General features: G+C 38.0%; 16 protein-coding genes. 14 read left to right on the top strand and 2 right to left on the bottom strand.

Annotated elements, in window-relative coordinates; genetic code table 11:
- Window positions 1-114: 114 nt before the first annotated feature.
- Window positions 115-627 (bottom strand): hypothetical protein, encoded by a 513-nt coding sequence (locus IJ535_RS13865; protein ID WP_294290654.1) that lies wholly within the window; start codon window positions 625-627, stop codon window positions 115-117.
- A gap of 181 nt (window positions 628-808) precedes the next feature.
- Between IJ535_RS13865 and IJ535_RS13860 the strand changes: the two genes are divergently transcribed.
- Both IJ535_RS13860 and IJ535_RS13855 read left to right on the top strand, forming a co-directional pair.
- Entirely contained in the window at window positions 809-1,441 is a 633-nt protein-coding gene (locus IJ535_RS13860; RefSeq protein ID WP_294290657.1) for a type IV toxin-antitoxin system AbiEi family antitoxin domain-containing protein, read from the top strand.
- Window positions 1,438-2,292, top strand: coding sequence for a hypothetical protein (locus IJ535_RS13855; protein ID WP_294304033.1), 855 nt, complete (start codon window positions 1,438-1,440; stop codon window positions 2,290-2,292). Before IJ535_RS13860 ends, IJ535_RS13855 begins: the two co-directional genes overlap by 4 nt.
- On the opposite strand, the gene mobA is transcribed toward IJ535_RS13855, so the two are convergent.
- The gene (gene mobA / locus IJ535_RS13850) at window positions 2,293-2,910 is read right to left on the bottom strand and encodes a molybdenum cofactor guanylyltransferase (protein ID WP_294304031.1); all 618 of its coding nucleotides are present in this window, start codon (window positions 2,908-2,910) and stop codon (window positions 2,293-2,295) included.
- Between the two features lie 66 nt (window positions 2,911-2,976).
- Between mobA and IJ535_RS13845 the strand changes: the two genes are divergently transcribed.
- The 12 genes from IJ535_RS13845 to rpsR all read left to right on the top strand — a co-directional run bounded on the left by IJ535_RS13845 (window position 2,977) and on the right by rpsR (window position 11,456).
- Entirely contained in the window at window positions 2,977-4,341 is a 1,365-nt protein-coding gene (locus tag IJ535_RS13845) for an aminotransferase class I/II-fold pyridoxal phosphate-dependent enzyme (protein ID WP_294304029.1), read from the top strand.
- A 46-nt stretch (window positions 4,342-4,387) separates the two neighbouring features.
- Window positions 4,388-4,981, top strand: coding sequence for a guanylate kinase (locus tag IJ535_RS13840; RefSeq protein ID WP_294304027.1), 594 nt, complete (start codon window positions 4,388-4,390; stop codon window positions 4,979-4,981).
- Between the two features lies 1 nt (window position 4,982).
- Window positions 4,983-5,423, top strand: coding sequence for a YaaR family protein (locus IJ535_RS13835; RefSeq protein ID WP_294294001.1), 441 nt, complete (start codon window positions 4,983-4,985; stop codon window positions 5,421-5,423).
- 19 nt (window positions 5,424-5,442) lie between these two features.
- On the top strand, window positions 5,443-6,477 hold the full coding sequence (locus tag IJ535_RS13830) for a DNA polymerase III subunit (protein WP_294304021.1): 1,035 nt from the start codon (window positions 5,443-5,445) through the stop codon (window positions 6,475-6,477).
- The gene (locus tag IJ535_RS13825; protein ID WP_294294005.1) at window positions 6,474-7,352 is read left to right on the top strand and encodes a PSP1 domain-containing protein; all 879 of its coding nucleotides are present in this window, start codon (window positions 6,474-6,476) and stop codon (window positions 7,350-7,352) included. Before IJ535_RS13830 ends, IJ535_RS13825 begins: the two co-directional genes overlap by 4 nt.
- Window positions 7,352-8,092 carry a tRNA1(Val) (adenine(37)-N6)-methyltransferase gene (locus IJ535_RS13820; protein WP_294304019.1) on the top strand — a complete coding sequence of 247 codons (741 nt, stop codon included), beginning with the start codon at window positions 7,352-7,354 and terminating at the stop codon, window positions 8,090-8,092. The genes IJ535_RS13825 and IJ535_RS13820 overlap by 1 nt, the downstream gene beginning before the upstream one ends.
- Before the next feature lie 2 nt (window positions 8,093-8,094).
- Window positions 8,095-8,934, top strand: coding sequence for a 16S rRNA (cytidine(1402)-2'-O)-methyltransferase (gene rsmI, locus IJ535_RS13815; RefSeq protein WP_294294011.1), 840 nt, complete (start codon window positions 8,095-8,097; stop codon window positions 8,932-8,934).
- A gap of 18 nt (window positions 8,935-8,952) precedes the next feature.
- Complete coding sequence (locus tag IJ535_RS13810) at window positions 8,953-9,411, top strand: divergent PAP2 family protein (protein WP_294294013.1); 459 nt, start codon at window positions 8,953-8,955, stop codon at window positions 9,409-9,411.
- A 50-nt stretch (window positions 9,412-9,461) separates the two neighbouring features.
- A complete protein-coding gene (locus IJ535_RS13805) occupies window positions 9,462-10,229 on the top strand; it encodes an NAD-dependent protein deacylase (protein ID WP_330619630.1) in 768 nt (255 codons plus the stop codon).
- A gap of 164 nt (window positions 10,230-10,393) precedes the next feature.
- Window positions 10,394-10,684 (top strand): 30S ribosomal protein S6, encoded by a 291-nt coding sequence (gene rpsF / locus IJ535_RS13800; RefSeq protein ID WP_090301381.1) that lies wholly within the window; start codon window positions 10,394-10,396, stop codon window positions 10,682-10,684.
- A gap of 24 nt (window positions 10,685-10,708) precedes the next feature.
- Window positions 10,709-11,155: a single-stranded DNA-binding protein gene (locus IJ535_RS13795; protein ID WP_294304018.1), complete on the top strand. Its 447-nt coding sequence runs from the start codon at window positions 10,709-10,711 to the stop codon at window positions 11,153-11,155.
- A gap of 46 nt (window positions 11,156-11,201) precedes the next feature.
- Window positions 11,202-11,456, top strand: coding sequence for a 30S ribosomal protein S18 (rpsR, locus tag IJ535_RS13790; RefSeq protein WP_294304016.1), 255 nt, complete (start codon window positions 11,202-11,204; stop codon window positions 11,454-11,456).
- The last annotated feature ends 165 nt before the right edge of the window (window positions 11,457-11,621 follow it).

Below are 11,621 nucleotides of genomic sequence, written 5' to 3'. Positions count from 1 at the left end.
TTAAATATTTATAAATACGACAAATCAAACAATAAACGACAGCTAAAAAATTAAATAGCTGTCGTTTTTATAATTATCAGACTCTAAATATTTTGTATTAGAAACTTAAACAAATTATCTATTTATCAAACTATTTATCATAATTTCTAATTGTTGTTTGTTGTTTGTAAACAATATTAAGCCATTAGAAGAGTTAATTATGGTGATAATCTTATCTGCAAAGGTCTCTGATTCAGATAAAAGCTGATAAAGATAATCTCTATAATTTCCATCAGCTTTTAGAAATAAGGTTTGATATTCTTCAAATGGCACTAGCTCGCATTTGCACTTGTGCATTAGAAAAGCAATTTCTTTATCCTGATTAAGCTGAGCCTCTGTTTTATTGATTATAAAATAGCCTCGTTCATCCTTTGGCATTCCAAGAGATTTTACAGCACGTTGAACCTGCTTGGTCAAACTGTCACTAGCAGGATATAGTGATTTAAAATATCCCATAAAATCAGAAGCACTTTTAAAGTGTTCATTGGTTCCCCTCTCTAAAACCTCAGTCATAAGAATCTTTCTAATAATCTTTTCGCACTCCTTGCGTGAAGGATTTTTTCTAAGCCCCATAGTTTCTTCAGACATAATTTTCCCTCCAAAGACAATAATTAATGTACTAAATATATAATAAGACAAATACAAGCTGAATAGAAGACTAAAACTGTCACAAAAAAGAATGTGTAGATTTGGTTAATTAATTGACTTCGCAGTATTACAATGGGATAATGAAGAAAATAACCTCGTAGAGCATGTAGGAGTGGAAAAAATGGAAAATTTGTTTTCAAGGGATGAAAAGAAGCAGTACCAGTTAGAACAAATTAATGATTTAGTAGAAAACAACGGGGGTCTAATCAAAACAAGTGAGATAGAGGCCTTAGGTGTTGACTATAGACGAGTGTTGAAATTTGTTGAAGAAGGATATCTTATCAGAGTAAAAAGTGGTTATTACACTACAAAGTATTTTGAATGTTCTGAGGAAGAATGGATATATAAGCTCTTCGGAGAAGATGGAATTCTTACAATCGAATCTGCTCTGTATGTGTACGGATATCTTAATGATAGGCCATATAAATGGAGTATAGCAATTAACAAAAACACATCTAAATCCAGATTCCACATAGATTATCCAATAGTGGAACCATACTATACAGAACCAGAGGTGTTAGAGCTAGGTGTTACAGAAACAGATTTTGCTGGTGGCAAAATGAAAATCTACACTAAGGAAAGATTAATCTGTGATGTATTAAAATATCAGGAAAAAATTGACAGAGACTTGTTTAAGCAAGGGGTGTGGGCATACATTATGGATGAGGATAAAGACGTTGCAAAGCTAATGGAATATGCTAAGGAGCGAAAGGTATTAAAGAAGGTTCAGACCATGGTGGGTGTGTGGCTATGATAAATAGATTAGGAATAAAGGAAAAGGCAGAAAAACTGAATATTCCATTTAAAAATCTTTTATCGGCAGCAGTATCTGAAATAATCATTGAGTTACTTGCAAATGGTAAATATTGTAATGAGCTATACCTTTGCAATTATAATGAGTTTAACCAGGATGTTTATAGGAATCTTTGTATTACAAATATTTACTATGAGTATGTAAAGAATATTGATGATAAGATGGCAATCCTTTATATGAGGGATATCTTAAAGGAAATAATGTCAAAGGCTGCACTAGAAGGCTTTGTAGTAAATGGTTCTGTAGAGGATAATCGTATTACATTAAAAATAACTGTAGATGAAATGTATATTCCTCTGCATTTGTATTTTAAAAAGCATGGAACAACACACGAACCAGAGAAAATTACTATTCAGTTGATTGCATATGAAAATAGAACTGTTGATGTTTTGACTAATCCTAAGGAAGAAGAATTATCAAAGCATCTATTTGAAATTATTGAAAAGCTGGAACTGATAAATGATATGGATCAATATATGAATGCATACGAAATCCTTATTGCTAATCCAATAAACGGAAGAAAGGTAAAGGATAGATTAGCAGAGCTTGTTAGAGAGAAAAATATCACAGTAGATGATACAAGAATTAAAATGCTATCAAGCTATAGTGATTATACCTACATGAAAAAGAAGTGGAAGGTGGAACTAAGGCAAAAGAAAAAGTCTGAGCCAGAATGGTCAGACGTAAATAAATGCATTATAAATTTCCTTGAGCCTATATGGGAGGCTATGGAAAAAAATATGGTTTTCCTGGGAGACTGGATGCCTCAGCTAAAACGATTCTTAGATTGATTAGCACACAAAATTATGTTTAAGGATAGAAAAGACAGCATAGTAATATGAGCGTCTATCGTTAACTTTATAAAATTGTTGTTCCATAGAAATTTTGGACACACTTGCTATTTCATCTGTTGAGATAATATTGGTGTAGCATCTATCCTGCAGATAGTTGCGAGTGGTATTCTTAAAAAAGATGCATTTAAAAAGAGAACCAATACAACGCTTATTGTATACACCACAAATGGAATCAAGCTGGTCACCAGCAAAATTAAAGGTGGTAATATCGTAATTGTAAGATTGTTCATATAGTAGGACTGCGGTACGTGGATCCAAAAATGGAGTATCAACGGACATGAAAAAAGCTCTATCTCCTAAAATCATGGTAAGGCATGAAAGGATAGCTCCAAAAGGTCCAGCGTTTCTAGAAATATCAGGAATCTCCTGAGCATTAAGCCCAAGATGTGCAAGGTCTCCTCTTTCATTTACAGAAAGATAGACTTTATCAAAAAAAGGGCTGAACTTATCGTAGATATATTCAACCATAGTTTTATCTTCAAATGGTAATAAAGCTTTTTTGGTTCCCATACGTGAGCTATCGCCACCGCAAAGGATAACTAATGTTTTATTCATGAAGTCCTCCGTAGGTTTGAATAAATACATTATATTGATTATTAAATAAAAATAAAAGTAAGAATTATGAGTTTAAAGAAAACATTAGAAAACTATTCAAAATCAAATATGTACCCATTTCATATGCCAGGTCACAAAAGAATGCTTGATGGTCCATATAAGATAGATATGACCGAGGTGCCTGGGGTTGATGATTTACATGACCCTGAGGATGTTATAGCAGAAGACCAGGCAAGGCTTGCTAGGCTTTATAAGTCAGACAGGGCGTATATGCTTGTAGGTGGCTCAACTGTGGGAAATCTTGCTGCAATATACGCAAGCTTAAATGAAAATGATTTTGTGCTTATCCAAAGAAACTCTCACAAGAGCGTGTATAATGGGGCGACACTTCGTCATTTAAGAGTAGGCTATCTGAATCCTGAAATTGATGAAAACGGAATTTATCAAGCTATAACCTTAGAAGAAATAAAGAGTAAGATAGAACAAAATAAAGAAAAGCCAAAGGCTATAGTAATCACTTCCCCAACATACGAGGGATATTACTGTGATGTTTGTTCTATTACTGAATATTGCCATAGCAATAATCTCTTATTGATTGTGGATGAAGCCCATGGGGCGCACCTTGGATTTCATAAGCGCTTTCCAAATCAGGCTTCCTATGTGGCTGATATTACAATAACCAGCCTCCACAAAACATTGCCATGCCTTACCGGATGTGCAGCATTGTTAGTAAAAGGGGATAGGATAGATAGCAATAGATTGAGGGAAGCTCTTGATATATTTGAAACAAGCTCGCCTAGTTATGTAATGATGAATTCCATTAGTAATTGCATTGATTTGTTAGAAAAGCCTATGGATTACTTTGAGAATTATGTGGATAACTTAGAGCATTTTTACAGCTTTAGTGGAAAGCTTAAAGCTCTTCAAATCATAACTGAGAAGACAGATAAAAAGGATATGGGAAAGATTGTAATATCTACAAAATATACCAATATCACAGGTGTAGAGCTTGCAAAGATATTACGAGAAAAGTATGAAATAGAAACAGAATTATCAAGCTTTTCTTATCTGCTTGCCATGACAAGTATTATGGATTCAAGGGAAGGCTTTGAAAGATTAAAGCAGGCATTAGTAGAGATTGATGCTTCTTTACAAAAGGGAGAAATAAGTGTTCCAATAGCTGATAACATTACGCCAATAAAGAAAATGGAACTTTGGGAGGCTAAGACAAAGCCAGTTACAGCCTGCAAATTAAAGGATGCCATAGGGCAGGTCAGCACATCAATGATATGCCTGTATCCACCTGGAGCCCCAGTGATTGTGCCAGGTGAAGTAATAACAGAAGAGATGGTAAGTCTAATCGAAGAAGCTAAAAAAGCAAAAATCCATGTAACCGGGTTAAATAATGGATTAATCTGCGTTGTCAATTAGGTAGGCTTGAATTATACTTGAGATAGTAAAAAATAAAGAGGATAGTATGGGAAGTATTTATTGCATAATGGGCAAAAGCTCATCGGGAAAGGACACAATATTTAAGCTTTTGCTAGCTAGGGAAGATTTACAGCTAAACAGGATTGTTTCATACACCACAAGACCAATCAGAAGTAATGAAAAGCCAGGTGAGGAATATAATTACGTATCTATTCAGGAGAAGGATAAGCTTTTAAAAGATGGAAAGGTAATCGAGATTCGTAAATACGATACAGTCCATGGCCCTTGGTTTTATTTCACAGTGGATGATGGAAAGATTGATTTAGAAAATAATGATTATCTTGTTATTGGAACAGTGGAAAGCTTTACAAAAATCAGAGACTACTACGGGGATGATGTAGTTTTGCCGATATATATAGAGGTAGATGATGGGCTAAGGTTATCACGTGCACTTGAGCGTGAGAGGCAGCAGGCAAGCCCAAAATACGAGGAGATGTGTAGGCGATTTTTAGCTGACCAGCAGGATTTTTCTAAGGAGAAGCTTAAGGCAGCAAGGGTCTCTAATCTGTTTAACAACGATGAGGATAGCGTTAAGACCAGTGAAAAAATCGCCCAGTTTATAAAGAAAAGAAGGGGTTAGCATGGATATTCGAGTAAATGATGTAAGTCAGGTTCAATCTACAGAGGGTGTAAAGCAGACTGCGCCTGTGGACGACACCTTTAAATTCACGCTTGCAGCAGCTGTTGATGATACAGATTTGCAGGCGAAGCTTACCAATCTTTTAAACGATATCACCACCCAGGGAAAGCTTTTATCGGAACACATGGATATTAGGGACATGAAGCGATACAGAGGCCTGGTTAAGGATTTTCTAAATGAAGTAGTTAACAGGAGCCACAAGTTTTCAAGAGAAAACTTCCTTGATAGACGAGGCCGCCACAGGGTATACGGCATGATAAAGCTTGTGGATGAGCAGATGGATGAGCTAGCCACAGCCCTTGTACAGGATGAAAGGGACCACTTAGATATATTAAACAAGGTAGATGAAATCAGAGGATTGTTACTTGATATCATCACCTAGATTAGGAGAATTTTGTTAAATGAGCTTTGCAGAAATTATAGGACAGGAGGATGCGAAGAACCTTCTGAAAAATGCAGTAACATCAGGAAATCATAGCCATGCCTATATTTTCAGCGGCGAAAAGGGCTCAGGTAAGATGATGCTTGCAGAGGCATTTGCAACTATGCTTCAATGTGAGAATCCAACAGATGATGCCTGCCTACAGTGCCATTCTTGTAAGCAATCTTTATCAAGGAATAACCCTGATATCATCTATGTAAAGCGTGAAGATGGCAAGGCAAACATTAGCGTAGATGTTGTTAGAGAGCAGATTGTTAACGATGTAGACATTAAGCCTTATAGCAACAAATATAAAATCTATATTGTCGATGAAGCAGAGCGCATGAATCAGCAGGCTCAAAATGCAATTCTTAAGACAATCGAGGAGCCTCCTGAATATGCGATAATAATTTTGCTTACGGCAAATCACAATGCATTCCTGCAAACAATTCTATCAAGATGCGTTCTTATTCAAATGAAATCCGTAGATACAGAAAGCATTAAGAGTATCCTAAAAAATAGATATGATGCTGTGGATTATCAGGCGAACATGGTAGCATCATTTGCCCAGGGAAATGTGGGGAAGGCCATAGCACTTGCCACAGATAGTAGCTTTAACGATGTTAAAAGCAGGGTGGTAGCATTGTGCAAAAAGGCTGGAAAAATGGAAGAGGCCCAGATAGCTGATGAAGTAAAGGCAATAAAAGAGGAGAATGATTCAGACAAAAAGAACGATAATCCTGACAAATTCGAAGGATTTATGGACCAAATGCTAGATTTAATAACCCTTTGGTTCAAAGATGTGCTATTATATAAAGCGACATTAAACGATAATCTAATGCTATTTAAAGAGGATTCGTTTGATATACATGAGCAGGCAAACAACTGCTCCTATGCAGGGCTAAATGAGATAATCGAAGCAATATCTCAGACGAGAGCTAGATTAAATGCTAATGTCAATTTTGAGTTGACCATTATGCTTCTTATAAATGCGATTAAGGAGAACACTAAATGATAAAGGTTATTGGAGTACGCTTCAGAGGGGGCGGAAAAGTATATTATTTTGATCCAAACGGCGTTGATTTTAAGCGCGAAGATCAGGTTATTGTTGAAACAGTTCGCGGTGTAGAAATCGGAACAGTTTTATTAGTTGATAAGGAAATCTCAGATGATGAGGTTCCAGGTCCTATCAAGAAAATCATCCGCAAGGCAACAGAGGATGATGTAAAGAAGGCCGAGAAGAACATCGAAAAAGAAAAAGAGGCAATGAAGATTTGCGAGGAGAAAATCGCAAAGCGAGAGCTTGAAATGAAGCTTGTTGGTGCTGAGTACACATTTGATAATAACAAGCTTATCTTTTATTTCACTGCCGATGGGCGAATCGATTTTAGAGAGCTTGTTAAGGATTTGGCTGCAGTGTTCCACACACGTATTGAGCTTCGCCAGATTGGTGTTAGGGATGAGACTAAGCTTATGGGTGGTATAGGCATCTGTGGTAGAGAGCTCTGCTGTAAAAGCTGGCTTGGTGATTTTGTTCCAGTATCAATTAAGATGGCTAAGGAGCAGAACCTTTCACTTAACCCTACTAAGATTTCTGGTCTTTGCGGTAGACTTATGTGCTGCCTTAAGAACGAGCAGGAGACTTATGAATATCTCAATAGTCGCTTGCCAGGTATCAATGATACAGTTATCACACCAGAAGGAATCAAGGGAACAGTTCAGTCGGTTAATGTACTTCGCCAGACTGTACGTGTGCTTTTTGAAGAAGGCGATTTAAAGGAAGTAAAGGATTATCCTACTACGGAACTTAAGTTTAAGCCTAGAAAGCGCAAGATTCAGGTATCTAAGGAAGAAGCTAAGGAGCTTGCTGACCTGGAGGATAGAGATTAATGGATAGTCTGATTAGAGACAATGAGCGCCTGGATGACTTGCAAATAAAAGGATATAAAATTATACAGCATCCTGACAAATTCTGTTTTGGCATGGATGCTGTCTTGCTATCAGGCTTTGCGACAGTAAATGAGGGTGAAAAGGCTTTGGATTTAGGTACAGGCACTGGCATTCTTCCTATATTACTAGAGGCAAAATATTCAGGAGACCACTATACAGGGCTAGAGATTCAGGCTGAAAGTGTGGAAATGGCAAGACGTTCAGTTTTGTATAACGATTTGCAGGAAAGAATTGATATAATAGAGGGTGATATTAAAGAGGCCAGTGTGATATTTGGCAAGGCTTCCATGGATGTGGTTACAAGTAACCCACCATACATGACTAATCACCATGGATTAAAGAATCCAAATGATGCCAAGGCTATTGCAAGGCATGAGCTACTGTGTTCCTTAGAGGATGTAGTCAGGGAATCAGCGGCAGTGCTAAAGCCTAAGGGAAGGTGCTATTTTGTACATCGCCCATCAAGGCTTGTGGAAATATTCGAAGCTATGAGACAGTATAGAATCGAACCAAAACGTATGAGGCTTGTGTATCCTTATGTAGATAAGGAGCCTAACATGGTGCTTGTAGAGGGAGTTAGAGGCGGCAGACCACAGCTAACAGTGGAGTCACCACTTATCGTATACGACGCACCAGGCAAGTATACTGAGGAAATATTAGAAATATATGGAATGAAATGAAAATGAGTGGAATATTATATTTAGTTGCAACCCCAATCGGCAACCTCGAAGACATGACATTTCGCGCGGTGCGAATCCTTAAAGAGGTAGATTTGATTGCAGCAGAAGATACAAGAAATTCAATAAAGCTATTAAATCATTTTGAAATAGATACACCGATGACCAGCTACCACGAATTCAATAAAGTGGATAAGGCTATCACATTAATAGAGAAGCTAAAGGAAGGCCAAAACATAGCAGTCATTACAGATGCAGGTACACCAGGTATTTCAGACCCGGGGGAAGAGCTTGTTAAAATGTGCTATGAGGAAGGGATTGAGGTAACATCAGTGCCAGGTCCAGCAGCGTGCATTACAGCAGTAACAATGTCGGGACAGGCTTGTAGACGCTTCGCATTTGAGGCATTTCTTCCAAAGGACAAAAAAGAACGTCGTAGGGTATTAGAAGAGACCAAGAATGAAACAAGAACAATCATAATATATGAGGCGCCACATCATCTGATAGGTACACTTAAGGAGCTTAGGGATGTGTTAGGCGAAGATAGAGGAATTACCCTTTGTAGAGAGCTTACAAAAAAGCATGAAGAAAAGGAAAAGACAACGATAGGCGGCGCGTTAAAATCATACGAGAGTAAAGAGCCAAGAGGTGAGTATGTGCTTGTAATAGCTGGTAAATCAAAGGCAGAGGTTATAGAAGAAGCGAGAGCGGCATTTGATGAAATGAGCATTGAAGACCACATGCAAATGTACCTAGATCAGGGCATGGATAAGAAGGATGCCATGAAGGCAGTGGCAAAGGATAGGGGAGTTAGCAAGCGTGATATTTACAATGCTTTGCTTTAATAAATAAAGGAGAGAAAAATGCAATTTTTAGCAGATTTGTTCACAAATAAGGTGTTTCTAGCACCAGCATCGGCATGGTTTTTCGCCCAGATAATCAAGGTGGTTATCGATTCAATAAAGTCTGGTTTCTGCAAAGAAAGGCTTATAGGTGGCGGTGGAATGCCAAGTTCACATGCAGCTACCGTTACAGGATTAATCGTTATAACAGGTGCTATTTACGGCGGTGGTTCCTTTGAGATTGCAATGGCATTATTCTTCGGGTTTATTGTTATATATGATGCCAGAGGCGTTCGCTACGAGACACAGCGCCAGGGTAGGGCATTAAATAACCTTAATGATGAACGAAAAGAAGAGGGCAAGCAACCTCTTGATATTATCAAATTCAAGGAAAAGCTTGGACATACAGTCCCTGAGCTTGTGGCAGGGATAATACTTGGAATAATCTGCGCGGTAGTAGTGTATCACATACCATTCTAAAGATTGGTTTGATAATAGATTTACAAAATGTGAGAAAGGGGGAAGTAGTAGTGGAAAATATAGAAGGCATTGCAAAGCTTAAGGAAATGATTGATGAATCCTCAAAGATTGTTTTCTTTGGAGGCGCTGGAGTTTCTACAGAAAGTGGTATTCCAGATTTTCGTAGTAAGGATGGCCTATACAATCAGCATGATGTAAGGTTTGATATGTATCAGCCAGAGTATCTGCTTAGCCATTCCTGCCTAATGAGAGAGCCAAAGGTATATTTCGAGTTTCATCGTCAGAAAATGGATACAAGAAATATCGAGCCCAACAATGCTCATAAGTATCTTGCAAAGCTTGAAGAAACAGGCAAGTTAATTGGTGTGGTAACCCAGAATATTGATGGATTGCATCAAAAGGCCGGCAGCCAAAAGGTTTACGAGATTCATGGTAGTGCACTTAGAAATTATTGTATGAATTGTGGCACTACATATCCTGTGGATTATATCTTTGATTCAGAGGACGAGATACCAAAATGTGATTATTGTGGCGGCACTGTCAGGGCCGATATTACCTTGTATGAAGAAGGGTTGCCTGAAGATGCGGTGGAAGGTGCTATAAGCGCTATTTCATCAGCAGATATGCTGATAATTGGTGGAACATCTCTTACTGTTTATCCAGCAGCTTCGTTTATTAATTATTTTAGAGGTAAGTATTTAGTAATTATTAATCAAAGCGATTTGGATGTAAGAAAAGCAGAAAACACACTGATAATTCGCGAGAGAATCGGTAAAGTATTTACTGAACTAGCAAAGTTACAAGGGATAGAATTGTAATAGCTATCTGATAAATAAGAAAAATAATAAAAGAAATACTATTAAAGCCTTGAAAAATGCAACGGTTCATGCTATTATCTTAATTCGTGGTATAAAATTTATTATATCCTTGCTAGGCTATTTTATTGATAGCTTGGCCAATAGACCAAAAGGAGGTAGAAGGCATGAACAAGTATGAATTAGCACTCGTTGTTAATGCGAAGATCGAAGACGATGCAAGAACTGCCACAGTTGAAAAGGCAAAGGAGTACATCACTCGCTTTGGTGGCCAGATTACAGACGTCGATGATTGGGGCAAGAAGAGACTTGCTTACGAAATTCAGAAGATGAATGAAGGTTTCTATTACTTCATCCATTTCGATGCTGAGGCAGGCGTACCTGCTCAGGTTGAAGAGAATGTTCGCATCATGGACAACGTTCTTCGTTTCTTATGCGTTAGAGCTGACGAGGCTTAATAGTGTAAGACAAGGAGATTAATTATGAATAAAGTTATTCTTATGGGACGTCTCACAAGAGACCCAGAGGTTCGTTACGGTGGAGCAAACAATAGCGCTGTTGCAAGATTTTCACTTGCTGTAGATCGTAGATTCAAGCGTGAAAATGATGAGCAGACAGCTGATTTTATTAACTGTGTTGCATTTGGCAAGACAGCTGAGTTCCTTGAAAAGTATGCTCGCAAGGGCACAAAGTTCGTAGTAGAAGGTCGTATCCAGACTGGCAGCTACACTAACAAGGAAGGTCAGAAGGTTTACACTACCGATGTAGTTTGCGAGAATGTTGAGTTCGCAGAGAGCAAGAATTCTCAGAGCGGTGGCGCAGCAAACAGCGGCTTTGACGGTGGCAGCAATTTCACACCAAGCTCTGACGCAGGCGACGGCTTCATGAACATCCCTGATGGAATTGACGAGGAATTACCGTTCAACTAAGTCAAGGTAACGAAAGCCTTGGCTAACATCAATAGGAGGTTAAATCATGGCTTTTAATAAGACAAGCGATGGTCAGCAGAGAAGAAGACCAATGCATAGAAGAAAGAAAGTCTGTGTTTTCTGTGGTAAAGATAACGTTATCGATTACAAGGATACAGCAAAGCTTAAGAAGTACATTTCTGAGCGTGGAAAGATTCTTCCACGTCGTATCACAGGCACATGTGCTAAGCACCAGAGAGCTCTTACAGTAGCTATCAAGCGTGCTCGTCACGTGGCACTTATGCCTTACGTAGCTGAGTAATCTCAGTAAAATCAAGGGTTTGAGGTAATTGAGTCGGAAAAAGACCTATGTAAGACCCATTTTTAATGGGGAATAGGCACTGATAATTACCGATAATTACTTGGTCTATAAGGAAAATAAGCTTTTTAAAGGCACTTTTTAGAAGAGATTCTAAGAAGTGTCTTT

The organism is Pseudobutyrivibrio sp. (assembly GCF_017471675.1).
Taxonomy (GTDB): Bacteria; Bacillota; Clostridia; order Lachnospirales; family Lachnospiraceae; genus Pseudobutyrivibrio.
The sequence above is the reverse complement of the archived record's forward strand: the minus strand, read 5'-3'. Positions and strand labels throughout refer to the sequence as shown.